The organism is Pseudomonas sp. SDT291_1_S447, assembly GCF_054070155.1.
This window is the reverse complement of record NZ_JBSVXS010000032.1, coordinates 15,017-39,835: the sequence shown is the minus strand read 5'-3', so window position 1 is coordinate 39,835 and position 24,819 is coordinate 15,017. Positions and strand designations below refer to the sequence as shown.

Annotated in this window: 22 protein-coding genes; 8 read left to right on the top strand and 14 right to left on the bottom strand. The window is 60.3% G+C overall.

All coding sequences use genetic code 11. The annotated features are described in order from the left end of the window. Window positions 1-159: 159 nt before the first annotated feature. From ACW9IR_RS13260 to ACW9IR_RS13225, 8 genes are all read right to left on the bottom strand, one after another. The gene (locus ACW9IR_RS13260) at window positions 160-789 is read right to left on the bottom strand and encodes a glutathione S-transferase (protein ID WP_110720753.1); all 630 of its coding nucleotides are present in this window, start codon (window positions 787-789) and stop codon (window positions 160-162) included. Between the two features lie 176 nt (window positions 790-965). Continuing rightward, window positions 966-1,145: a hypothetical protein gene (locus ACW9IR_RS13255; protein ID WP_110720752.1), complete on the bottom strand. Its 180-nt coding sequence runs from the start codon at window positions 1,143-1,145 to the stop codon at window positions 966-968. After that, the gene (locus ACW9IR_RS13250) at window positions 1,142-2,272 is read right to left on the bottom strand and encodes a PepSY-associated TM helix domain-containing protein (protein WP_102900143.1); all 1,131 of its coding nucleotides are present in this window, start codon (window positions 2,270-2,272) and stop codon (window positions 1,142-1,144) included. Before ACW9IR_RS13250 ends, ACW9IR_RS13255 begins: the two co-directional genes overlap by 4 nt. A 74-nt stretch (window positions 2,273-2,346) precedes the next feature. After that, entirely contained in the window at window positions 2,347-4,773 is a 2,427-nt protein-coding gene (locus tag ACW9IR_RS13245; protein WP_102900102.1) for a TonB-dependent siderophore receptor, read from the bottom strand. A gap of 238 nt (window positions 4,774-5,011) precedes the next feature. Beyond that, a complete protein-coding gene (locus ACW9IR_RS13240; protein WP_457463575.1) occupies window positions 5,012-5,986 on the bottom strand; it encodes a FecR domain-containing protein in 975 nt (324 codons plus the stop codon). Next, entirely contained in the window at window positions 5,983-6,459 is a 477-nt protein-coding gene (locus ACW9IR_RS13235) for an RNA polymerase sigma factor (RefSeq protein WP_189684071.1), read from the bottom strand. Before ACW9IR_RS13235 ends, ACW9IR_RS13240 begins: the two co-directional genes overlap by 4 nt. Before the next feature lie 335 nt (window positions 6,460-6,794). After that, on the bottom strand, window positions 6,795-7,502 hold the full coding sequence (locus tag ACW9IR_RS13230; RefSeq protein ID WP_457463573.1) for a 3'-5' exonuclease: 708 nt from the start codon (window positions 7,500-7,502) through the stop codon (window positions 6,795-6,797). Continuing rightward, a complete protein-coding gene (locus ACW9IR_RS13225) occupies window positions 7,499-9,433 on the bottom strand; it encodes a putative nucleotidyltransferase substrate binding domain-containing protein (protein WP_318264913.1) in 1,935 nt (644 codons plus the stop codon). The genes ACW9IR_RS13230 and ACW9IR_RS13225 overlap by 4 nt, the downstream gene beginning before the upstream one ends. A gap of 259 nt (window positions 9,434-9,692) precedes the next feature. Between ACW9IR_RS13225 and ACW9IR_RS13220 the strand changes: the two genes are divergently transcribed. Then, complete coding sequence (locus ACW9IR_RS13220) at window positions 9,693-10,139, top strand: response regulator (protein WP_102900106.1); 447 nt, start codon at window positions 9,693-9,695, stop codon at window positions 10,137-10,139. Window positions 10,140-10,404: 265 nt separating this feature from the next. Here ACW9IR_RS13220 and ACW9IR_RS13215 read toward each other — a convergent pair whose 3' ends face one another. Beyond that, the gene (locus ACW9IR_RS13215) at window positions 10,405-12,582 is read right to left on the bottom strand and encodes a malate synthase G (RefSeq protein WP_108225145.1); all 2,178 of its coding nucleotides are present in this window, start codon (window positions 12,580-12,582) and stop codon (window positions 10,405-10,407) included. A gap of 504 nt (window positions 12,583-13,086) precedes the next feature. Here ACW9IR_RS13215 and ACW9IR_RS13210 point away from each other — a divergent pair. After that, window positions 13,087-13,605, top strand: a complete 519-nt coding sequence (locus tag ACW9IR_RS13210) for a glycine cleavage system protein R (RefSeq protein WP_007910018.1) — start codon at window positions 13,087-13,089, stop codon at window positions 13,603-13,605. A gap of 223 nt (window positions 13,606-13,828) precedes the next feature. Here the strand turns inward: ACW9IR_RS13210 and rarD are convergent, their stop codons facing one another. The 5 genes from rarD to ACW9IR_RS13185 form a co-directional block, all read right to left on the bottom strand. Beyond that, a complete protein-coding gene (gene rarD, locus ACW9IR_RS13205; protein ID WP_102900108.1) occupies window positions 13,829-14,716 on the bottom strand; it encodes an EamA family transporter RarD in 888 nt (295 codons plus the stop codon). A gap of 205 nt (window positions 14,717-14,921) precedes the next feature. Continuing rightward, on the bottom strand, window positions 14,922-15,896 hold the full coding sequence (locus ACW9IR_RS13200) for a serine/threonine protein kinase (RefSeq protein WP_016983182.1): 975 nt from the start codon (window positions 15,894-15,896) through the stop codon (window positions 14,922-14,924). Window positions 15,897-16,062: 166 nt separating this feature from the next. After that, complete coding sequence (locus ACW9IR_RS13195) at window positions 16,063-17,964, bottom strand: PhoX family protein (protein ID WP_102900109.1); 1,902 nt, start codon at window positions 17,962-17,964, stop codon at window positions 16,063-16,065. Window positions 17,965-18,034: 70 nt separating this feature from the next. Then, window positions 18,035-18,799 carry a TOBE domain-containing protein gene (locus ACW9IR_RS13190; RefSeq protein WP_102900110.1) on the bottom strand — a complete coding sequence of 255 codons (765 nt, stop codon included), beginning with the start codon at window positions 18,797-18,799 and terminating at the stop codon, window positions 18,035-18,037. A 188-nt stretch (window positions 18,800-18,987) separates the two neighbouring features. Then, the gene (locus ACW9IR_RS13185; protein WP_457463568.1) at window positions 18,988-19,722 is read right to left on the bottom strand and encodes a phosphoribosyltransferase family protein; all 735 of its coding nucleotides are present in this window, start codon (window positions 19,720-19,722) and stop codon (window positions 18,988-18,990) included. A gap of 91 nt (window positions 19,723-19,813) precedes the next feature. Between ACW9IR_RS13185 and bioB the strand changes: the two genes are divergently transcribed. The 6 genes from bioB to ACW9IR_RS13155 all read left to right on the top strand — a co-directional run bounded on the left by bioB (window position 19,814) and on the right by ACW9IR_RS13155 (window position 24,785). Further along, window positions 19,814-20,869, top strand: coding sequence for a biotin synthase BioB (gene bioB, locus ACW9IR_RS13180; protein WP_007910031.1), 1,056 nt, complete (start codon window positions 19,814-19,816; stop codon window positions 20,867-20,869). Window positions 20,870-20,998: 129 nt separating this feature from the next. Beyond that, complete coding sequence (gene bioF, locus ACW9IR_RS13175; protein ID WP_457463566.1) at window positions 20,999-22,177, top strand: 8-amino-7-oxononanoate synthase; 1,179 nt, start codon at window positions 20,999-21,001, stop codon at window positions 22,175-22,177. After that, window positions 22,170-22,901, top strand: coding sequence for an alpha/beta fold hydrolase (locus ACW9IR_RS13170; RefSeq protein ID WP_457463564.1), 732 nt, complete (start codon window positions 22,170-22,172; stop codon window positions 22,899-22,901). Before bioF ends, ACW9IR_RS13170 begins: the two co-directional genes overlap by 8 nt. Then, window positions 22,894-23,703: a malonyl-ACP O-methyltransferase BioC gene (gene bioC, locus ACW9IR_RS13165; RefSeq protein ID WP_457463562.1), complete on the top strand. Its 810-nt coding sequence runs from the start codon at window positions 22,894-22,896 to the stop codon at window positions 23,701-23,703. Before ACW9IR_RS13170 ends, bioC begins: the two co-directional genes overlap by 8 nt. Next, window positions 23,700-24,380: a dethiobiotin synthase gene (gene bioD / locus ACW9IR_RS13160; RefSeq protein WP_457463560.1), complete on the top strand. Its 681-nt coding sequence runs from the start codon at window positions 23,700-23,702 to the stop codon at window positions 24,378-24,380. The genes bioC and bioD overlap by 4 nt, the downstream gene beginning before the upstream one ends. Before the next feature lie 108 nt (window positions 24,381-24,488). Continuing rightward, window positions 24,489-24,785 (top strand): pyrroloquinoline quinone biosynthesis protein PqqE, encoded by a 297-nt coding sequence (locus tag ACW9IR_RS13155; RefSeq protein ID WP_095122564.1) that lies wholly within the window; start codon window positions 24,489-24,491, stop codon window positions 24,783-24,785. Window positions 24,786-24,819: the final 34 nt, after the last annotated feature.

Genomic DNA, 24,819 nt, shown 5'->3' with positions numbered 1-24,819 from the left:
GACGCGGATTATCGGTTTTTTGCCTGTGGAACCGAGGTGGTGCATTCGCGAGCAGGCTCGCTCCCACAGGATTGGTGTTGGCACAGAGATGTCTGCCATACCCAAAAACAATGTGGGAGCGAGCCTGCTCGCGAAGAGGCCGGAACAGGCGCCGCCGATTTAAGGCTTGGGCATCGTGGCGATCATGGAAGGTCGCTGACTCACTTCAAAAAACCAGTTGGCCAGTTGCGGGTTGGCCTCACGCCAGCCCAGATCCGGGAAGCGCAGATCGAGGTAACCCAGCGCACAGGCCACGCTGATGGCGGCCACGTCGAAATGGCTGGTCAGCTCGGCAATCGCATCCTTTTCCAACACAGATAGGGCGCGGCGGATCTTGTCGCGCTGAGCCTCGAGCCATTCTTCCCAGTGCTTTTCCGGAGCACGCAGGACCATTTCATAACGCACCATCACCGAGGCATCCATGATCCCGTCAGCCATCGAGGCCAGGGTCAGACGCCGCCAGCGCGCCGCGCCTTCGCGTGGGATCAGCGGGTTGCCAACGTGTTGTTGATCGAGGTATTCGAGAATGACACGGCTGTCATGGATGACATTGCCGTCGGCCAGACGCAGGGCGGGAATCTTGCCCAACGGGTTATCGGCATTGAGCTCGGCACTCGGGCTGACCGGGCTGAGCACGCAATCTTGCAAGGCAACGCGATCCTGCTGGCCGGTTTCGTGCAGCAACACCATCACTTTGCGCACGAACGGGGAGAGCGTGTTGTGGTACAGGGTCATGCTGGGGGCGGACATTGGCAGGGTCTCGATCAGAACGATGAGGGAGCAGCATAGCCTGTCAGTGCACGAGCTCAAGCCTTGCGCCGAACCAAATGTAGGCCTTCGCCTGCTCGCGATAGCGTAATAACATTCAACAACTATGTTGACTGACCCGCAGCCATCGCGAGCAGGCTCACTCCTACAAAGGTTTTTCAGCTTCGCTGCAGCAATCCTCGTATCGCCAGAAATGCCGGCACACCCAGTCCAACCCAGCTCAACGCATCCCAAATCCCATCCCCCAGCAATGCCGCAAACAACCCTGCCGCACTGAGCAACGCAATCACGATCGGCGTGCTGAACACCTTCCAGAAACTCGACTGACGCGGCTTCATGCAGACGCCTCCGCCGTTTCCAGCACAGGCTTCGCCGCTTTGCGCCGCACCACCCACAGATACACGCCGCTGCCGAGCACGATGATCGTCAGCACATCGAGGGTGGCCCAGAGAATCTTCATCGGCATGCCGCCGTAATCACCGAAGTGCAATGGCTGCGACATGCCCATGGCGTCCATGTACCACGGCCGTTCGGCCACCGCAGTGACCTGCAGCGTGGTTGCATCGATCAGCACTGGCGTCAGCAGATGCGAAGTCAGGTGCGTACCGCCCTTCATGAACACCGAGTAATGGTGCTCACTGGAAAAGCGTGTTCCGGGAAAGGCAATGAAGTCTGGTTTCATCTCCGGCGCAACTTCAGCAGCGATGTCGAGCAAACGTGTGGCCGGCGCCAGGTGCGTCAGCGGTGGCGCATCGCGGTACGGTTCGATCAGCGCAGTCAGTGCTTCATTGCGCCACGCCGCGATCAACAAGTCGGCGCAGGCGCTGATCACACCGGTCACGCCGACCACCAGCGCCCAGGTCAGGGTGACAACACCGATCAAGTTATGCAGGTCGAGCCAGCGCAGCCGTGTCGACTTGTCCTGACGCACCGTGCCGAACTTCAAACGGCGCATGAACGGCAGGTACAGCACCGTCCCGGATACGATGGCCACGACAAACAGCAGCCCCATGAACGCCAGCAGCAATTTGCCCGGCAGCCCGGCGAACATGTCGACATGCAGGCGCAGGATAAACAGCATCAAGCCGCCGTTGGCCGACGGGGTTTCCAGCGCTTCACCGGTACGTGCATCGAGCATGAAGGTGTGCGAGGAGTTCGGTTCGGTGCCGGCGGTTTTCGCCATGATCGCGAACGCCGCGTTCGGGTCTTCATCGTCATAGCCGAAATACTGCATGACTTCGCCCGGTCGATGTTTCTGCGCGGCATCGACCAGTTGCTGCAGATTGAGCTGCGGCGTGTCGGCCGGCATCTCCTGCAGCTCCGGCGCGTTGCCCAGCAAATGGTCGATTTCATGGCTGAAAATCAGTGGCAGACCGGTCAGTGCCAGCATCAGCAAAAACACGGTGCAGACCAGGCTGGTCCAGGTGTGCACGAACGACCAGCGGCGGATTGTTTTACTTTTCATTTCATGACCTTCAAAAACACCAAAGCCGTCCACGAGGGACGGCCAGGTAACAGGGCCTGTTTCAGCTCAATCGCTTACCACTTGTAAGTGGCGCTGGCGACGACACTGCGCGTGTCGCCGTAGTAGCAGTAGAAGCTGTCGCAGGTGGAAATGTATTCCTTGTCGAACAGGTTGGTCGCGTTGACGGCCAGCGACGCGCCTTTGAGGCTGTTGTCCAGACGACCGAGGTCGTAATGCACGCTCGCGTCGAACACGGTGTAGGCGTCAGCCTTGCCCAGCCAGGTGTTGGCCTTGTCGCCGTAGGTGTTGCCGGTGTAACGCACGCCACCGCCAATGCCGAAGCCGTCGAGGACGCCGGCGTGCCAGGTGTAATCGGTCCACAGCGACGCTTGCTGGTTCGGCATCAGTTGCAGGCGATTGCCCTTGTCGACGCCATTCTGCACTTCCGATTTGGCCAAGGTGTAGGCAGCGATGACTTTGAGGTTATCGGTCACATCGGAAACCGCTTCCAGCTCCAGGCCTTTGACTTTCACTTCGCCGGTCTGACTGGTGATCGACACGTTGTTGACGAAGGTGTTGACCGAAACGTTCTTCTGGGTGAGGTCATACACGGCGGCGGTCAGCAGGGTTTTGCTGCCCGGTGGCTGGTATTTGATGCCCAGTTCCCACTGCTTGCCTTCAGTCGGTTTGAGAGAACCGGTCGAGGTGGCGTCTGCGCCCGTGGTCGGCTGGAAGGATTCGGCGTACGACAGGTACGGCACGAAACCGTTATCGAACACGTAGCTGAGCGCGGCGTTGCCGCTGAAGGCCTTGTCGCGCTGGGTGTTGGTGGCATCACCCTTGTTGATGAATTTGGTGCTGGTGTGTACCCAGTCTTCACGGCCGCCGAGGGTCAGGCGCCACTGGTCGAGGGCCATCTGGTCCTGGATGTACAGGCCGGTCTGGTAGGTTTTCTGGTCGTAATCGTAAAACGCCGTCGAGCGCGCAGGACGCACGATCGGCTGACCGTAGATTGGCGTGATGACGTTGGTAGGCAGGCCATCACCGAAGATCGAGGTGTAGTTGGTGTTGCTGCGCTGGTGGTCCAGACCCAACAGCAGGGTGTGGCGGATGTCGCCGGTGGCGAAGTCGGCCTGGAAGTTGTTGTCGACGGCGAACTGGCTGATGTCTTCTTCGACGCTGGTGCTGGTGCGATTTACATTGCCCTGAGCATCGACTTGCGCGAACGGATAGGAACCCGGCGTCAGCGACTGGAACGACAGATCCGACTTGGTGTAGCGCAGGTTTTGCTTGAACTGCCAGACATCGTTCAGACGATGTTCGAAGGCATAGCCCAGCGCGTAGTAGGTGCGATCGTAATATTCCCAGTCCGGATCACCCAGATTCTTGTGGTGGGAGATATCGCCTAGCGGTGACTTGATCTTGGTGCCCTGCACCGGCAGGAACTGGCTGGTGATGCCGGTATCGTCGCGGGTGAACTGGCTCAGCAGGGTGAACTTGGTGTCATCGTCGATGTTCCAGGTCAGGCTCGGTGCGATGTTGTAGCGCTTGTTGTCGACGTGATCGACCTGCGTGCCACTGTCGCGCACCACACCGCTGAGGCCGTAGAGAAACTGGCCGGCGTCATCGATCTTGCCGGTGCTGGCGAAGTTGATCTGACGGTGGTTGTCGCTGCCGTATTGCAGCTGGATTTCGTTGCTGGCTTCAGCACTTGGACGACGGCTGACCATGTCCAGCAGGCCGCCCGGTGGGGTCTGGCCGTAAACCGAGGAGGCTGGGCCGCGCAGCAGGGCGAGGCGGTCGAGGTTCCAGGTTTCCTGTTTCGGGTTGGCGTACACGCCTTTTGGCAGCGGCAGGCCGTCGAGGAACTGGGTCGGTTCGAAACCGCGCACACGCAGCCAGTCGGCGCGGGTGTCGCTGCCGTAGCTGCTGGCGGTGATGCCCGGCATGTAGCGCACAGCATCGTCGAGACTGTGCACGCTGCGGTCGTCCATTTGCTGGCGGGTAGCGACGGAGATCGAACGCGGTGCTTCGACCAGCGCGGTGTCGGTCTTGCTGCCAGCAGCGGTGCGAGTGGCGGTATAGCCTTCGACCGGGCCCCAGGCGCTTTCGAAGTTTTCCACGCCGATGACCGAAGTTTCCGGCAGGGCCAGCGTTCCTTCAGGCACGGCAACCAGGGTGTAGGTGCCGGTGCTGCTTTGCTCCAGTTGCAGACCGGTGCCACGCAGGGCCGCACGCAAGGCGCCAGCCGCATCGTACTGGCCGTTGACCGGGGCCGAAGTCTTGCCCGCCGCTAGCGACGGATTCAGCGACAGCGCAATGCCGCCTTGGCTGGCGATCTGATTCAGCGTGGTCGACAGTGGCGCCGCCGGCAGGTTGTAGGCGCGCACGCTGGACGCTTGTTCAGCGGCGAGCAACGGACTGCTGATCAGCGGCGCGCTGAGCGCGATGGCGACGGCCAGCAGACTGGGGCGCAACAAAGTGTCTAGCGAACGGGACATACGGCGGCTCCTGAATGGAAATATTTCTCAATTGCCTGTGTGCCGGATGAAAAGCAGAAAGTGATAGGGCTGGATGAAAATAATTTCTATTGAAGTTTGAATGCCGCTGATTGATGCGTTTGAGCGGACTTATTTCGCGTGTCGAATGGCCCTTTCGCGAGCAAGCTCGCTCCCACATTGGAATGCGTTTCACTGTGGGAGCGAGCTTGCTCGCGAAGGCAATTTGTCAGGCTCCACACTACTCAGGCTTGATATCAGCCTTCGCCACGGTGACCCAATACGGCGTATGCCGCTCGATCTGTACCGGCAGGGTCGGCAGCAATGCGCTCAGTGCCTTATCGGTGTCATGCAGCGGAAAGCTACCGGTAATCCGCAGGTCCGCCACTTCCGGTGCCACGCCCAGATGCCCGCGACGATAACGCCCGAGCTCATGCACCAGATCGCCAAGGCGTGCGTTATCCACCACCAGCATCCCGCGCGTCCAGGCATCGGCGCCGGGGTTGAGCGCGACGATCGAACCCAATCCGTCACTGCGCAGCAGCACTTGCTGGCCTTCATGGAGGATTTGCTCTTCAGGATTGGATTGCGGGTGCGCCGCGACCGCCGACTGCAACACGCTCAGGCGCGTGCCTGCTTCTTCACGCTTGACCAGAAACCGCGTACCCAGAGCACGCATGCTGCCTTCGCGGGTTTCGACGATGAACGGGCGCGCATCGCCATGACCGGTTTCGACGAGAATTTCGCCTTCCTGCAGGACGATCAATCGGCGCTGGTCATCGAACCGCACATCCACCGCACTGTGGGTATTGAGATTCAGCACAGTGCCATCCGCCAGGTGCACGGTGCGCTGTTCGCCCGTAGCAGTGCGTTGATCGGCGAGCCAGTAATCCAGCGGCATAAACCGTTCGCTGGCGAAAAGCCCCACACCGACAAGCACCACGACGCTGGCCAGCCCACTGCCAAGTTTGCGCACTCGCCGGCGAATGCCCTCGCGTGATTGCAGCAGCGCACTGCGCGCCGGCCCTTTGGCCACGCTGAAACGCTGATCGAGCATGCCGAGTTGCCGCCACGCACGGGCGTGTTCTTCATGGGCCGCATGCCATTTGGCGAACTCCTCGCGCTCCAGCGGACTGCTCGAGTCGAGGGTCAGTTGCCAGGCAATCGCCGCATCCAGCACATGCGCCGGCACCGGTCTGGAACTGGCCGGGCTCACGTCGGCTCACCGTACAGGGCGATGTAGCACTGACGAATGCCTTGCGCCAGATACTGGCGCACACGCGGCACCGAAACGCCGAGCTTGTCGGCGATCTCGGCATGGCTGAGGCCATCGAGGCGGTTATAAAGGAAAGCGGCGCGGGCCTTGGTCGACAGTTTGCCGAGCAAGCGGTCGATGGCTTTGAGGTCTTCGAGGATCATTTGCTGTTCTTCCACCGACGGTTGTTCGCCTTCGGGGATCAGCATCAGTTCGGTGAGGTAGGCCTGTTCCAGCGCCGCGCGACGGAAGTAGTCGAACAGCAAGCCTTTGGCGATCGCCACCAGAAAGGCCCGCGGCTCGCGGGGTGTCAGCATTTCGTCGCGACCGAGCAGACGGACGAAGGTGTCCTGACTCAGGTCTTCGGCACGCTGCGGACACGCCACATTGCGTCGCAGCCATGCCAACAGCCAACCACGATGGTCGCGATACATCGCACCGACGAGCTCACTGTTAGGGCTTGGGACTGACGACACCGGACATCACCGATTGGGAAATATTAACTAACGCGAATTGTTCGCGATTGTGGCAGAGGTGGGAATGGTTAGCAATTGGCCACTGGTCAGGTGGGCGGTTAAAGGCAGACCCTCACCCTAGCCCTCTCCCAGAGGGAGAGGGGACTGACCGAGGTGAATGTTCGAGATACACCGACCTGAAATTCTTCGGTCGAACTCCGGGGCGGACAACATGAAGATCTGCTCCCTTCCCCCTCGCCCCCTTGGGGGAGAGGGCTGGGGTGAGGGGGATGGATCTTGGACTTGACTCAACTTCAGAACGAAGGCGCCTGCTGCCGCCGCTTCCACTGACTCAACCGCTGCTGCAAATTCAACGGACTATGAATCTGCTGCCCCCGCGCCCGGCTGAACAGAATCAACGCCAACTCCGCCGTCGCCAGCGCATCGGCGCTCGCGTTATGCCGCTCGAACACCTCAAGCTTGAACCAGTCGATCCACTCATCCAGCCCGGCCTCACGAATATTCGCTTGCGGACACACCAGCGGTGCAATGTCGGCGACATCCAGAAACACCTGCTGCAACTTGTGCCCCAGATGCTCCTTCAACGCGCGCCCGAGCATGTGCTGATCGAACGGTGCATGAAACGCCAATACCGGGCTGTCACCGACAAACTCCATGAACTCCAGCAGCGCCTCGGCCGGCTCACTGCCCGCCGCAATCGCATTCGGCCCCAAGCCGTGAATCAACACGCTGGGGCTGAGCTTCAGCTCGCGGCATTGCAGCGTGCGTTCGAACTGCTGACTGAAATCGATCGCGCCATCTTCGATCACTACCGCGCCAATCGACAGCACACGATCCTTGTTCAGATTGAGTCCGGTGGTTTCCAGATCCAGCACCACCCAACGTTGTTCGCGCAACGTGCATTCGCGCAGTTCGGTAATCGCCGGCAGCTGCGCCAGACGCTGCTGGAAATCCACTGGCACCACCGCACTCGCCGGGCGCAGCCACGAGAACAGGCTCATAGCTGATACCGCAAGGTCAGGCTGCTTTGCAGGCGCTGCGCCTGGCGCAGGGATTCCCGCAGGATGCGCCGGTCGAGGTGATTGAGACTGTCCGGGTCGACGCGGTTGGAGTACGGCTGGTTCTCGCGGGTCTGCAGTTGATGTTGCTGCATGCGCGTCTGCTGAATGAAGTGATAGGCCTCTTCATACGCCGCGCCATCCAGTCGCTCTATCACCTCTTTTTCGACCAACTGACGGAAGCGCTCAAGGGTGTTGTTGGCGTCGATGCCATTGGCCAGTGCGAGCAGTCGCGCGCCATCCACGAACGGCGTCAGCCCCTGCACCTTGAGATCCAGCGTGGCTTTCTCGCCGTTCTTGCGCGCCAGGACAAACTCGCGGAAACGCCCCACCGGTGGACGGTTGCGCAGAGCGTTCTCGGCCATCATGCGCTGGAACAAACGGTTGTCACCGACCTGATCAAGAATGCCCCGGCGTAGTTGTTCACAGCCTTGTTCATCGCCCCAGACCACGCGCAAGTCGAAATAAATACTCGACCCGAGCAGATTCTCCGGCGTCGCCTCACGAATAAACGCCGCAAAGCGCCGTGCCCATTCTGCGCGCGACAGACACAGTTCGGGGTTGCCGGCCATGATGTTGCCTTTGCACAGGGTGAAGCCGCACAGCGCCAGACTCTGGTTGATCTGCTGGGCAATCGGCAGCAGCTTGCCGCGAATCTCTGCTGCATGCGCCGCGTCTCGCGCGTCGAACAAAATGCCGTTGTCCTGATCGGTGTGCAGCGTCTGCTCGCGGCGGCCTTCGCTGCCAAAGCACAACCAACTGAACGGCACGCCGGGGTCACCTTTTTCCGCGAGGGTCAGTTCGATCACCCGGCATACGGTGTGGTCGTTGAGCAAGGTGATGATGTGGGTGATCTGCGTCGAAGAAGCACCGTGGGCGAGCATGCGTTCGACCAGTTGGCCGATCTCGCCGCGCAGGCTCACCAGTTGTTCGACGCGTTGCGCGCTGCGAATGGTCCGCGCCAGATGCACCAGATCGACCCGTTGCAGCGAGAACAGATCGCGCTCGGAGACCACGCCGCACAAACGCTGATCCTTGACCAGACAGACGTGCGCGATGTGCCGTTCGGTCATGGCAATCGCTGCATCGAAGGCGCTGTGATCCGGCGAAAGATAGAAGGGCGAAGGCGTCATGTGGCGCTCGATGGCTTCACTGAAATCACCGATGCCTTCGGCCACGACATGGCGCAAATCGCGCAGGGTGAAAATCCCCAGCGGTGCCTTGTGCTCATCCACCGCGACGATGCTGCCGACCTGCTGCTCATGCATCAACTTCACCGCTTCGCGTAGTGGCGTGTCGGGGCTGCACGTTACAGGGTGACGCATGGCCAGTTCGCCGAGGCGAGTGTTCAGCGAGTACTGGGTGCCGAGGGTTTCCACGGCTTTTTGCTGCACTTGCTGATTGACCTGATCGAGCAGGCTGCTGACCCCGCGCAAGGCGAAATCACGGAAGGCGTTGGAGAGGGCGAACAGCTTGATGAACGCCAGTTTGTTCAGTTGCAGACAGAAGGTGTCTTCGCCGGCCAGATGCTCGGTGCGCGTCGCGCGTTCGCCGAGCAACGCGGCCAGCGGAAAACATTCGCCGGTGGTGATTTCAAACGTGGTTTCGGTGCCGGGTTTGGTGATGTGCTGACGTTCGCCGACCACCCGACCCTGTTTGACGATATGGAAGTGTTCGACCGGGCCGTCGGCGGGTTTGATGATGCTTTCGCCCTGGCCGTAAAAACGCAGCTGACATTGCTCCACCAGATACGCGAGGTGGGCGTGTTCCATCTGATTGAAGGGCGGGAAGCGCTGGAGGAATTGCAGGGTGCCCTGAATGTTCTGCAATACCGCGGTTTTCCCTGCCTGGGTGAAGGCGTCCGCTTTACTCATAACCATTACCGCAGTCTTTTTCGAATTGTTGTTGTCGGATCGTTACGGCCATGGTCGACCCCTACGGACAGGGTGCCCATTGGACGTAAGTCTAGGTTTTGCCACCATTGGCGTAGTTTCGGAGATGCCCTACGCAAACAGTCGGAAATTCCCTTGTTTGCCCCCTTGGAAAAAAATCCGACGAAGTGCACATTGAAGCTCTGCTTAGCGATGTCTGACGACTGTGCCAGGTGATTGATTTGAAAACGTAGAGAATGCCATGTCCGACCACGATATTTTGAGCGACGCCGAGCGTGAAGCGCTCAGCGCTGTAATGCTCGAACCCGACTTGCCGCCGCAGCGCGTACTGATCGTCGATGACGACAAGGACGCCCGGGAGCTGTTGTCGGAGATTCTCGCGTTGGACGGTATTCGTTGCATGACCGCGGCCAGTGGCGAAACGGCGCTGAAGATGCTTGAAGACAAACCTTCGATCGGCCTGGTCATCACCGATCTGCGTATGGGCCATGTCGGTGGGCTTGAGCTGATTCGGCAAGTGCGTGAGTCGGTGCGGGCGGCGATGCCGATCATCATTGTGTCCGGCGATGCCGATGTGAAAGACGCGATTGCGGCGATGCATTTGAGCGTGGTGGATTTTCTGCTCAAGCCGATTGATACGGGCAAGTTGCTCGGTCTGGTCAAACACGAGTTGGGTATCGATCCTTAAAAGCCCCTCACCCTAGCCCTCTCCCAGAGGGAGAGGGGACTGACCGAGGTGGATGTGCAAGGTACACCGACTTGAAATTACCGAGTCGAACTCAGAACTTGAAGCTTCCCCAATCTGCTCCCTTTCCCCCTCGCCCCCTTGGGGGAGAGGGCTGGGGTGAGGGGGATGGATCTCAAGCCCACCACAAATACCAGCCCACACCACACAAACAAAAAAGCCCTGATCTTTCGATCAGGGCTTTTTCATGTCCGGCATTCAGCGCAAGTTACAGGCCGTTGGCCTTCTTGAACTCGCGACGACGACGGTGCAATACCGGCTCGGTGTAGCCGTTCGGCTGTTTGGTGCCTTCGATCACCAGTTCGACCGCCGCCTGGAAGGCGATGTTGCTGTCGAAGTTCGGTGCCAGCGGACGGTACAGCGGGTCGTTGGCGTTTTGACGATCCACCACCGGCGCCATGCGCTTGAGGCTTTCCATCACTTGCGCTTCGGTGACCACACCGTGGCGCAGCCAGTTGGCGATGTGCTGGCTGGAGATACGCAGCGTCGCACGGTCTTCCATCAGGCCGACGTCATTGATGTCCGGCACTTTCGAGCAGCCAACACCTTGGTCGATCCAGCGCACCACGTAACCGAGAATGCCCTGGGCATTGTTGTCCAGTTCGTTCTTGATTTGCTCTGGCGTCCAGTTCGGATTGACCGCCAGCGGAATGGTCAGGATGTCGTCCACCGAAGCGCGGGCACGTTTGGCCAATTCGGCCTGACGGGCGAACACGTCGACCTTGTGGTAGTGCAGCGCGTGCAGCGCAGCAGCAGTCGGCGACGGAACCCAAGCGGTATTGGCACCGGCCAATGGGTGAGCGATTTTCTGCTCAAGCATCGCCGCCATCAGGTCGGGCATCGCCCACATGCCTTTACCGATTTGCGCACGACCTTGCAGGCCGGTGCTCAGACCGATATCGACGTTCCAGTTTTCGTAGGCGCCGATCCACTTCTCAGCCTTCATGTCAGCCTTGCGCACCACCGGGCCGGCTTCCATGGAGGTGTGGATTTCGTCGCCGGTGCGGTCGAGGAAACCGGTGTTGATGAACACCACGCGCTCGCTGGCTGCCTTGATGCAGGCCTTGAGGTTGACCGTGGTACGGCGCTCCTCGTCCATGATCCCGACTTTCAGAGTGTTGCGCGTAAGGCCCAGCACGTCTTCGATGCGGCCGAAGAGTTCGTTGGTGAACGCTGCTTCTTCCGGACCGTGCATCTTCGGCTTAACGATGTAGACGGAACCGGTGCGGGTGTTGCGACGCGAGGTGTTGCCGTTGAGGTTGTGCATCGCCGCGAGGCAAGTGACCAGACCGTCGAGGATGCCTTCCGGCACTTCGTTGCCTTGACTGTCGAGGATCGCGTCGATGGTCATCAGGTGGCCAACGTTACGCACGAACAACAGCGAACGACCGTGCAGGGTCACTTCACCGCCATTCGGCGCGGTGTAGGTGCGATCCGGGTTCATGGTGCGGGTGAAGGTCTGGCCACCCTTGGACACGGATTCCGCCAGGTCGCCCTTCATCAGGCCGAGCCAGTTGCGGTAGATCACCACTTTGTCGTCGGCATCGACAGCGGCCACGGAGTCTTCGCAGTCCATGATGGTGGTCAGCGCCGCTTCCATCAGGATGTCTTTGACGCCGGCGGCATCGGTCTGGCCAACCGGGGTGGTGGCGTCGACCTGGATTTCGAAATGCAGACCGTTGTGTTTCAGCAGGATCGCGATTGGCGCGTTGGCGTCGCCCTGGAAACCGATTAATTGTGCATCGTCGCGCAGGCCAGTGTTGCTGCCGCCCTTGAGGGTGACCAACAGTTTGCCGTCAGCGATTTTGTAGGCGGTCGAATCGACGTGGGAGCCAGCCGCCAATGGCGCGGCTTCGTCGAGGAAAGCACGGGCGAAGGCGATGACTTTGTCGCCACGCACCTTGTTGTAGCCTTTGCCTTTTTCCGCGCCACCGTCTTCGCTGATCGCGTCGGTGCCGTAGAGGGCGTCATACAGCGAACCCCAGCGGGCGTTCGAGGCATTGAGAGCGAAGCGGGCGTTCATCACCGGCACAACGAGTTGCGGGCCGGCGGTACGGGCGATTTCATCATCGACGTTTTGCGTCGTTGCCTGGAAATCAGCCGCTTCTGGCAGCAGATAACCGATTTCTTGCAGGAAGGCTTTATAGGCCACGGCATCGTGCGCCTGACCGTTGCGTTCCTGGTGCCAGGCATCGATACGAGCCTGGAAGTCATCGCGTTTGGCGAGTAGGGCTTTGTTCTTCGGCGCCAGGTCATGAATGACCTTGTCGGCACCTTCCCAGAATTTTTCGGCGGTGAGGCCGGTACCGGGAATGGCTTCGTTGTTCACGAAGTCGAACAGGACTTTGGCGACCTGCAGGCCACCGACTTGAACGTGTTCAGTCATTGCTTGCCTCACTCTGCTCAGCTATTTCGCTTTTCAGCTCTTCAATTTTGACAATGAAGCCTCTGGCCATTTAAACCACAAACCTGCCGACCAGTACATGCCATTGCGGGCGGCTGGGCTGGGACCAATCAAAGGCTTGGGGCCTTGCTGACGGGGCTTTCAGGGTTGCGAGCAGGCCTTGGGCAGACATCGATCCGGCGTTATGTAGTGCGCGCTGCGGCATACTACATGATGAGTTGCGCTTGTGAAAATCAGACTAATTACGTCGTTCTGCGACCTCATGTCGCATTGCGGTCACATCGCGGAACGGGATGTTCTCAAAAAACCATTGGATTGTTCCAGCTAAATATAAAAAGTTGTACACATAAATGCTATTTGGCTGCTATGGCAGCGGTTTATGTGGGAGCGAGCCTGCTCGCGAAAGCGTCGGTCGCCTCAACGCAAAATCGACCCTTGCCTATACTTGCCCTTCTATAACAAAAGTCATGACAAGAGGGCGACGCCATGGACCATCTCGTACTCACTGTTTTCGCCCCGGACAAGCCCGGACAGGTCGAGCGCATCGCCCAATGCATCGCCGAGCACGGCGGTAACTGGCTGGAAAGCCGGATGTCGCGGATGGCCGGGCAGTTTGCCGGGATTCTTCGGGTCGGCGTGCCGGCAGAGGCTTACGACGAATTAGTCGATTCCCTACAAGCATTGTCGACGCATGGCATTCGCGTACTGATTGCCGAGAGTGGCATTGAGCAGTCCTGCACCTGGAAACCGATTGCCATGGAGTTGGTGGGCAATGATCGGCCGGGGATTGTGCGCGACATCACCCGGTTGTTGAGCGAGCAGGGTGTGAACCTGGAAAGGCTGGTCACGGAAGTGCGTCCAGCGCCGATGAGCAGTGAGCCGCTGTTTCACGCCGAGGCGATTCTCGCGGTACCGCTGACCCTGTCGCTTGATGTCTTGCAGTCGCGTTTGGAAACCCTGGCCGACGATCTGATGGTCGAACTGGTGTTACGCACAGACGTTTAAGGGGCGATCAGGTTATCCAGTTTAAACGTGCACCTGCCTGTGGATAACCTGTAGAGACCGGGCGCAGCGTCAAGCCGGCCGGGGCTTGCGCGGAACTGATCAAAAAACCGCCAACATTCAGTGACTTGCGCACAAACGGCGGGGATCACGCTGTGGATAACCTTGGGAAGGAACGATGCAGGCCACGAGAACCGTGGCCTGCGAGGGTTTGTGCGTTTTTTGATCAGCTGCGCCGACGCAAACTGATCACCGCATCGACGCTGTAAACCGCCAGACCGGCCCAGATGAAGATAAACGCGACTAACGTGCTCGACGACAAGTGCTCGCCGAACAGCAGTACGGCTTGCAACAGCACCAGGGTCGGCGCCAGGTATTGCAGGAAGCCGATCGTGGTGTACGGCAAGTGACGCGTGGCGGCGTTGAAGCACACCAGCGGCACCAACGTCACCGGCCCGGCCGCTACTAGCCACCAGGCTTGGGACGTAGTCCAGAACTCAGGTTGCGCACTGGTCGCGGTCTGGTTGAAAAGCAGCCAGGCAATCGCGATCGGTACCAGCATCCAGGTTTCCACCACCAGCCCCGGCAACGCCTTGACCGGCGCCTGTTTGCGGATCAGACCGTAGAAGCCGAACGTCAGCGCCAGCACCAGCGACACCCACGGCAGACTGCCGACCTGCCACACCTGTTGCGCGACACCGACCGCCGCCAGACCGACCGCAATCCACTGCATCCGCCGCAAGCGTTCGCCGAGAATCAACATGCCCAAGAGCACGTTTACCAACGGGTTGATGTAGTAACCGAGGCTCGCCTCAAGCATGCGCCCGTTGTTCACCGACCATACGTAGGTCAGCCAGTTGGCAGCGATCAGCGTACCGCTCAACGCCAGAATCGCCAGACGTTTGGGGTTGTCGAGCAACTCGCGCCACCAGCCCGGGTGTTTCCACACCATCAGCAACAGCGCACCAAACAGCGCCGACCACAGCACCCGATGGATGATGATCTCGACGGCCGGCACTTCCGCGATGGCTTTGAAGTAGATCGGGAACAGACCCCAGATGATGTAGGCACTCAGGCCCAGAATGTACCCGCGACGCGGGTTGGCGGCTTGCATGCAGAATCCTTGCTTAGGCAGCTAACAAAGGAGGGATTGTAAGGAGGTTTGCCGGCGAGTGCCGTAGCTGATTGGTCAGAAATTTGTGAACACACAACCCCTGTGGGAGCGAGCTTGCTCGCGAATACGGACTGACATTCAACATTAAGCTGACTGACATGACGCCTTCGCGAGCAAGCTCGCTCCCACAGGGTTCAGGTTTGAATCAGAAGAGTTTCAGCGGTTCTTCGTTGAGCGCGGACAATTGCTCACGCAACGCCAACACCTGATCGCCCCAATAGCGCTCGGTGCCGAACCACGGGAAACTGTGCGGGAATGCCGGGTCATCCCAACGGCGCGCCAGCCAGGCGCTGTAGTGCATCAGACGCAAGGCGCGCAACGGCTCGATCAGTGCCAGTTCGCGCGGGTCGAAATCGTGGAACTCGTTGTAGCCATCCATCAATTCCGACAACTGCCCGAGACATTCCTGACGATCACCGGCGAGCATCATCCAGATGTCCTGCACCGCCGGGCCCATGCGGCAGTCGTCGAGGTCGACGATGTGGAACATCTCGTCACGGCACATCATGTTGCCGGGGTGGCAATCGCCGTGCATGCGGATGTTCTGGTGCGGTGTGTTGGCGTAAGCATCTTCCACGCGTTTGAGCAGGTCGCGGGCGACGGACTCGTAGGCCGGCAGCAGGCTTTTCGGAATGAAATTGCCTTCGAGCAAGGTGTTCAGCGAGGCGTGGCCGAAGTTCTGCACGGCGAGGGCTTCACGGTGTTCGAACGGCTTGGTCGCGCCGACCGCGTGAATGCGCCCGAGCAACTGGCCGAGGCGATACAGCTGATCGAGATTACCCGGCTCAGGTGCACGACCGCCACGACGCGGGAACAGAGTGAAGCGGAAGCCGGCATGCTCGTGCAGGGTTTCGCCGTTGTGGATCAGCGGTGCCACGACCGGAATTTCAACGTCGGCCAGCTCGAAGGTGAACTTGTGTTCTTCGAGAATCGCTTCGTTGGTCCAGCGCTGCGGACGGTAGAACTTGGCAATCAGCGGTTCGGAGTCTTCGATGCCGACCTGATAGACGCGGTTTTCGTAGCTGTTGAGCGCCAGAATACGCGCATCACTGAGGAAGCCGATGCTTTCAACGGCATCGAGCACGAGGTCGGGGGTGAGGGTTTCAAACGGGTGGGCCATGCTGACTCCTGCGCGCAGCAGGCTGCCGCGTCCGGCCCAGCATGGTAGCGCAGATGGCAGCGGGGGAGGTGGTTGGTGTCTGTGCTGACGCCATCGCGAGCAGGCTCACTCCTACATTTGGAATGCGATCCCCTGTGGGAGCGAGCTTGCTCGCGAAGGCGGTGGATCAGGCGCCGACGATCCCGCCGTCCTCACGGGTAATCGCCATCACCGACGACCGCGGCTTGCCATTCGGCAGATGCTCAGGGAAGGTCGACCCCCCGTTTTCCCCCGGATGCTGAATCCCGACAAACAGGGTTTTCTGATCCGGCGAGAAGCTGATCCCCGTGACTTCACAACCAATCGGCCCAACCATGAACCGGCGAATCTCACCGGTCTTGGGATCGGCACACAGCATCTGGTTATTGCCCATGCCGGCAAAGTCCCCGGCGTTGCTCGAATCACCGTCAGTCAGAATCCACAAGCGCCCAGCCTTGTCGAAGCCCAAACCGTCCGGGCTGTTGAACATGTTCTGCGGGGTGATGTTCTTCGAGCCACCCTTCGGCGTCCCGGCATGCACGCCCGGGTTGCCAGCGACCACAAACAGATCCCAGGCAAACGTCTTCGCGGCGTGATCGTCGCGGTCGGTGCGCCAGCGCAGGATCTGCCCGTAGACGTTCTTCTCGCGCGGGTTCGGTCCGCCCACTGGTTGCCCGTCTTCGCCGCGCTTGGCGTTGTTGGTCAGGGTGCAATAGACCTGGCCGTCTTTCGGACTGACGACGATCCATTCCGGGCGGTCCATGCGCGTCGCGCCGACGACACTGGCGGCGAGGCGCGCATGGATCAGCACTTCGGCCTGATCGGCAAAACCACTGCTGGCATCGATGCCGTTCTTGCCGTGGGTCAGCTCGATCCATTGGCCTTGGCCTTTCGGGTGATCGGGGTTGCTGTCGCCGGCATCGAACTTGGCCACGTACAAGGTGCCGTGGTCGAGGATGTCGCGGTTGGCCTTGGCGTTGCGGTGGTTGATGCGGTCGCGGCTGACGAATTTGTAGATGAATTCGCCACGCTCGTCGTCGCCCATGTACACCACGGCGCGACCGTCGTCGGTCTCGGCCAGTGCGGCGTTTTCATGTTTGAAGCGGCCCAGCGCCGTACGTTTGACCGGAGTCGATTGCGGATCGAACGGATCGATCTCGACCACCCAGCCGTGTCGGTTGAGTTCGTTGGGGTTTTTCGCCATGTCGAAGCGCGGGTCGTACGGGTGCCAGTTGATTTCGCGGCTGGCGACCGAGACGCCGTAGCGCTTTTGCGCCGGGTCAAACTGCTGCTGGGCGTTGCTGCTGCCGAAACAGTCGGTGAAGTTTTCTTCGCAGGTCAGGTAAGTGCCCCATGGGGTTTTACCGTTGGCGCAGTTCTGGAAGGTGCCGAGGACTTTCTTGCCGTGTTTGTCTGCGGCGGTTTTCATCAGTTCGTGACCGGCCGCCGGGCCGCTGATGCGCAGCGGCGAGTTGCCGTGAATGCGGCGGTTGTAGCGCGAGCCCTGAACGAACTGCCACTGACCGTTTTTGCGCTGCACTTCAATCACCGACACGCCTTCGCAGGCCAGTGCCTTGCGCACGTCTTCGGCCGATTGCGGCATGCCGCCGTGCGGGTAGAGGTAGCGGTAGTTGGTGTATTCGTTGTTGATCGCCATCAACGCGCGGTTGCGGTCGTCGGGGAAGGCGAACAGGCTCATGCCGTCGTTGTTGTCGCCGAACTGCACTTCCTGTGCGGCCGCGGTACCGTTACCGCTCGGGTCGAAGGCCGGGCCGTTTTTCTGCAATGGCTGGCCCCAGCTGATCAGCACCGAAGACTTGTAGCCCTTGGGCAGCGTGATGACATCGGTGGTCGCAGCGGGAATGCTCTCGAAACCGAGCAGGCGGCTGTTGCCGGCGCTGACGCCGGTGGCCAGCGCGCTGCGGCTCAACAGACTGCCGCCGAGGAACATCGCTGCACCGCACAGCGCACCGGCGCCGATGAAGCCGCGACGGCTGAGGCCGACCATTTTTTCCAGGTCAGTGGATTGGTTTTCTTCTAATAGGCTCACATCAGGCTCCCTGCTTGGTTTTGGCAGCTACCTTAATGAGCGTCGATGACGCTTTCGTTGCAGCGCCTGATTACAGCGGCGTGCCGATCAGCACATTGGACGGCGAAAACTGCACCTGCACCGGTTGCTCGACGGTCAGCCCGCGAGTGCGCAAATCGAGCGGCTCAGCCAAGGCGCAGAGGGTATGGCCGTTGGGCAGGGTAATCCGTACTTCGCTCGGGCCGTCCTCGGCGTCGAGAATCGCTTCGATAGTGCCCTTCAGAAGATTGTGACCAGACGTTGCAGATTGCGCGCTGCCGAGCAATTCCAGCCAGCCAGCCTTGATCAGCGCGACCACTTCGGTACCGGCCTGCAGTTCCAGATGCACGGTGCTGTCGTGGGTGATCTGCGCGTCGAGGCACAGCCCTTCGGCCAGTTCGAGACGGATCAGGTCATTGCGGCCCTGCGCTTCGATCGCCACGACTTTGCCGTGCAACTGATTACGTGCGCTGGTTCTGAGCATCAAGCGCCCGAGCAGATCGAGGTCGCTGGCGTCTTCCGCCGCTTCCAGCACCTGCGCTTGCAAGGCCTGGAGTTTTTGGTACAGACGCAAAACGCGCTCGCCTTCGCTGGAGAGTTTCGCGCCGCCACCGCCCTTGCCACCGACGGCGCGCTCGACCAATGGTTTTTGCGCCAGGTTGTTCAACTCATCAATGGCATCCCACGCGGCTTTGTAGCTCAGGCCAGCGCTTTTCGCCGCGCGGGTGATCGAGCCCTGTTCGGCGATGTGTTGCAGCAAAGCGATGCGCTGCGGACGGCGGACGATGTGCTGGGACAACAGGGAGGGCATGGACATGGATGGGGTGCTTTTTTTTGTGGCGGTGGGACGTGAAGTTGGCCGCTAGCGACGCGAGAGTCAAGTCGAGCCGAGATCCCTTGTAGGAGTGAGCCTGCTCGCGATTGCGGTGGATCAGTCAGCATAAATGTTGGCAATGATGACGCTATCGCGAGCAGGCTCACTCCTACAGGGGGATTGCGTTGGCTTCAGCTTCCGGGTTTTGGCGTGCGGGCCAGGCAATAGACATCGACCCGCGCAGCGCCTGCGTTCATCAGCAGACGCGCAAGCGCTTGAGCAGTCGCGCCTGTAGTCAGCACATCATCAACCAACGCCAAATGTCGGTCTTTTATCTGCGCATCCGGCATGAGGTTGAAAGCATTGCGCAGATTGCGTTTACGCGCCTTGGCATCAAGATCCTGCTGGGCGTCGGTCTCCTTGACTCGCCGCAGAACCTGTTCTTCGCACGGCAGATCCAGCGACTGACTCAACCAGCGCGCCAACATAGCCGCCTGGTTGAACCCGCGCTGGCGCAGACGCTTACCAGCCAGCGGCACCGGCAACAACGCCTCCGGCCTTGGCAAACCCTCATCGAAGCGATGTTGCAGGTATTGCCCGAGAACGTCGGCGAGCAGGTGGCCAAACGGCCATTTCGCATTGTGTTTAAACCGCGTAATCAAACTGTCGACCGGGAAGCCATACAGCCACGGCGCCACCACCTGTTCGAACGCCGGCGGCTCTAGCAGGCACTCACCACAGGTCAGGCCCGCTGCGACCAACGGCAAAGCGCAGGTGACGCAGTGCTCGCCGAGCCACGGCAGTTCGGTTTCACAGGCCACGCAGATTGGCATTTCTGCGTCTGCCGGCTCATCGCAAAGCAAGCAGAGTTGTACATTATTTAAACAGATGTAAACCGGTCCTTCGTATCGTGGTTGACAGCGCATGGCTCTTCCTTAAATATGCCGAACATCCGTGTAGCGCCTGTGGGTATTCCGTTCCCGCAGCCGCCAGCCAAGCATAACCAAGGAACTACCCATGAGCGCGAGCACCACTGCCACCCTGCGTCACGACTGGTCTTTGGCCGAAGTCAAAGCACTCTTCGTACAGCCCTTCAACGACTTGCTGTTCCAGGCGCAGACGGTGCACCGTGCACATTTCAACGCCAACCGCGTTCAGGTTTCGACCCTGCTGTCGATCAAGACCGGCGCCTGCCCGGAAGACTGCAAGTACTGCCCGCAGTCCGGTCACTACAACACCGGCCTGGAAAAAGAAAAGCTGATGGAAGTGCAGAAAGTCCTCGAAGAGGCTGCCCGCGCCAAAGCCATCGGTTCGACACGTTTCTGCATGGGCGCGGCGTGGAAGCACCCGTCGGCGAAAGACATGCCGTACGTGCTGAAAATGGTTGAAGGCGTGAAGGCCATGGGCCTGGAAACCTGCATGACCCTCGGTCGTCTCGATCAGGATCAGACCGAAGCACTGGCCAAAGCCGGCCTCGATTACTACAACCACAACCTCGATACGTCGCCGGAGTTCTACGGCAGCATCATCACCACCCGTACTTACAGCGAGCGTCTGCAGACGCTGGCCTATGTGCGTGAGTCGGGGATGAAGATCTGCTCCGGTGGCATCCTCGGCATGGGCGAGTCGCTGGATGATCGCGCCAATCTGCTGATCCAGTTGGCCAACCTGCCGGAGCATCCGGAATCGGTGCCGATCAACATGCTGGTGAAAGTCGCCGGGACGCCGCTGGAAAACGCCGAAGACGTTGATCCGTTCGACTTTATCCGCATGCTCGCCGTGGCTCGCATTCTCATGCCGCAATCCCACGTGCGCCTGTCCGCCGGCCGCGAAGCGATGAACGAGCAGATGCAGGCCCTCGCATTTTTCGCCGGTGCTAACTCGATTTTCTACGGCGACAAACTGCTGACCACCGCCAACCCGCAGGCGGACAAGGACATGCAACTGTTTGCGCGCCTGGGCATCCAGCCGGAAGCCCGTGAAGAGCATTCCGATGAAGTGCATCAGGCTGCGATTGAGCAGGCATTGGTGGAGCAGAAGAGCAGCGAGCAGTTCTATAACGCCGCCGTCTGATCGCCATACGGATTCCATGTAGGAGCTGCCGAAGGCTGCGATCTTTTGATCTTGTCTTTAAAAAACAACATCAAAAGTTCGCAGCCTTCGGCAGCTCCTACACAGTCATTTTTCAGATGTGAGGCCTGCATGTCTTTCGATCTCGCCGCACGCCTTGCTGCCCGTCGTGCCGAAAACCTCTATCGCCAGCGACCGCTGCTCGAGTCCCCGCAAGGCCCGCAAGTGGTGGTCGACGGCAAACCGTTACTTGCCTTCTGTAACAACGATTACCTCGGCCTGGCCAATCACCCGCAAGTGATCGAAGCCTGGCGCGCCGGTGCTGAACGCTGGGGCGTCGGTGGTGGCGCCTCGCATCTGGTGATCGGCCACAGCGGCCCGCACCACGCTCTGGAAGAAGCACTGGCTGACCTCACTGGCCGCCCGCGTGCGTTGCTGTTCACCACCGGCTACATGGCCAATCTCGGTGCGGTCACGGCGCTGGTCGGGCAGGGCGATACGGTGCTGGAAGATCGCCTCAATCACGCTTCGTTATTGGATGCGGGCCTGTTGTCTGGTGCGCGTTTCAATCGTTATTTGCACAACGATGCGGTGAGCCTGGCCAAACGCCTGGAGAAAGCCACCGGCAATACGTTGGTGGTAACCGACGGTGTGTTCAGCATGGACGGCGACCTCGCGGATCTGCCGGCGCTGGCCCGTGAAGCCAAGGCCAAAGGTGCGTGGTTGATGGTCGATGACGCTCACGGTTTCGGGCCGCTGGGTGCGAACGGCGGCGGCATCGTCGAGCATTTCGGTTTGACTCAGGAGGATGTGCCGGTGCTGGTCGGCACCCTCGGCAAAGCGTTCGGCACGGCAGGGGCATTTGTCGCTGGCAGCGAAGAGCTGATCGAAAGCCTGATCCAGTTCGCCCGTCCGTACATCTACACCACCAGCCAGCCACCGGCGCTGGCCTGCGCGACGCTGAAAAGCCTGGAGCTACTGCGCACTGAACACTGGCGTCGAGAACATCTGCAAACGCTGATCCGTCAGTTCCGCCATGGCGCCGAGCAGATTGGCCTCGAGTTGATGGACAGTTTCACGCCGATCCAGCCGATCATGATCGGCGATGCCGGGCGCGCGGTGCGGTTGTCGCAGATGTTGCGCGAGCGCGGTTTGATGGTCACCGCCATCCGCCCGCCAACCGTGCCCGCCGGCAGCGCTCGCTTGCGGGTGACCCTGACCGCCGCGCACAGCGAGGCGCAGGTGCAGCTATTGTTAGAGGGACTGGCCGATTGCTTTGCCCAACTGTCGTCGGAGCCAAGCCATGCGTGATCGCCTGATTCTGCTGCCCGGTTGGGGCCTCGGCGTGTCGCCGATGGAGCCTCTGGCCGCCGCATTGCAAGGCCTTGATGAACATCTGAAAGTCGACATCGAGCCGCTGCCGGAACTGGATTCCAGCGACCTGCAGGACTGGCTCGACGAACTTGATGAAAGCATTCCTCAGGACGTGTGGCTGGGTGGCTGGTCGCTGGGCGGCATGCTCGCGTCCGAGCTGGCGGCACGGCGTGGCGAGCGTTGCTGCGGTTTGCTGACGCTGGCGAGCAATCCTTCTTTCGTTGCCCATGAGCAGTGGCCGAACGCGATGCCCGGCGAGACTTTCGACGCGTTTCTCGCCGGTTGCCAGGCTGATCCGCGCACAACTCTCAAACGCTTCTCGCTGCTCTGTGCTCAAGGCGCGCAGGACCCGCGCGGGTTGTCGCGGTTGATGTTGGGCGGCGCGCCAAATACTGCGCCGTCGGCGTTGATGGCGGGATTGGAATTGCTTGCGCAAATGGACACCCGCGAAGCGCTGCAGGCTTTTCGTGGCCCGCAGTTTCATTTGTTCGCCGGACAGGACGGTCTGGTCCCGGCGGAAGCGGCGGGGGCATTGTTCGCCCTGTTGCCGGATATCGAAATAGGTCTGATCGAACAGGCCTGTCATGCGTTCCTCCTGGAAGACCCCCACGGACTGGCGGGCGCTATCCAGGCTTTTTTACATGAGTGCGGTGATGACTGATTTGTCTCTTGTGCTGCCTGGCGGCTTGCCTGACAAGCGTCAGGTCGCGGCCTCTTTTTCTCGCGCGGCGGCCAGTTACGACAGCGTCGCCGAGTTGCAACGTGATGTTGGTACACAGTTGGTTGAGCGTTTGCCGCAGGAATTTGTGCCTGCGCGTTGGCTGGATCTGGGTTGTGGCACGGGTTATTTCACCCGCGCGTTGGCTTCGCGGTTTGCCGAGGGTCACGGTCTGGCGCTGGATATCGCTGAAGGCATGCTTGAGCACGCGCGGCCATTGGGTGGTGCCGAGCATTTCATTGCCGGCGATGCGGAGCGTCTGCCGTTGCAGGACTCGACTTGCGACCTGATCTTCTCCAGCCTCGCCGTGCAGTGGTGCGCGGACTTTGATGCAGTGCTCAGCGAAGCTTTTCGCGTGCTGAAACCGGGTGGGATCTTCGCGTTTGCTAGTCTTTGTGCAGGGACGCTGTTTGAGTTGCGCGACAGCTGGCGGCAGGTCGACGGGATGGTGCACGTCAATCGCTTCCGCGAGTTCGCCCGCTATGAACAATTGTGTGCGGCCAGTGGCTTGCGCACGTTGAGTCTGGAGAATCAACCGCACGTGCTGCATTACCCGGATGTGCGCAGTTTGACCCATGAGTTGAAAGCCTTGGGCGCGCACAATTTGAACCCGGGGCGCCCGGGCGGTTTGACCGGGCGGGCGCGGATTCTCGGTTTGGTCGACGCTTACGAGCAGTTCCGTCAGGCGTCGGGGTTGCCGGCGACTTATCAGGTGGTCTACGCCGTGTTGGAGAAACCCGTATGAGCACAGCCTATTTCATCACCGGAACCGACACTGACGTCGGCAAGACCACCATTGCCGCCGGGTTGCTGCATGCGGCGCGTTCTGCGGGGCTGAGTACGGCGGCGGGCAAACCGGTGGCGTCCGGGTGCGAAGTGACGCCGAAGGGATTGCGCAATGCCGACGCGTTGGCGCTGTTGGCCGAATGTTCGCTGCCGCTGACTTATCAACAGGTCAATCCGGTGGCGTTCGAGCCGGCGATTGCTCCGCATCTGGCGGCGCGTGAAGCGGGTGTGGCCTTGACCGTGCAATCGCTGCTGGCACCGATGCGTGAGATTCTGGCGATGCATGCCGATTTCACTCTGATCGAAGGCGCGGGCGGCTGGCGGGTGCCTTTGGCCGATCAGGATAATCTGTCGGATCTGGCGATTGCGCTGAAGTTGCCGGTGATTCTGGTGGTGGGCGTGCGACTGGGTTGCATCAGTCATGCCTTGCTGACTGCGGAGGCGATTGCCCGTGATGGGCTGCAACTGGCCGGGTGGGTGGCGAATATCATCGATCCGAAGACTTCACGGCTGGAAGAAAACCTCGCGACGTTGGCCGAGCGGATTCCGGCGCCGTGCCTGGGGCGCGTGCCGAAACTCAAGGCCCTGAGCGCAGAAGCGGTGGCGGATCATTTGCAACTGGATCTGCTCGACTAAGCTTTTCTCTATGGGCAGGCACTGTGCCATTAGTGTTTTTGACGGGTGTTTTTCTGGCGCCTCTGCTTCAATGGCAGCCATTGATCCTTCCCAGGGATGAGAACTGTTATGGAAATCTCCGGTAACACAGCTTTTTATGCAGGTCTGAGCTCGATTCAGAGCGGGCAGAACCGCGTCGATCAGGCTGCCAGCCAGATTGCCAACAACACAATCGAGCGCTCGGTGACCAGCCAGTCATCTGAAGTGCAGATTGATCGTCTGCGCGGTGTCGATCGCGCCCAGCAATCGGATCTGGCCAGCAATATGGTCGAGATGTCTCAGGGCAAGATCCAGGCGGAGCTGGGTGTGAAAGTCGCCAAAGCCTCCGACGAAGTGCTCGGTACGATCATCGACACCTTCGCCTGATTTTTCGCAATCTGCACCCTGAACGCCGCGCCTT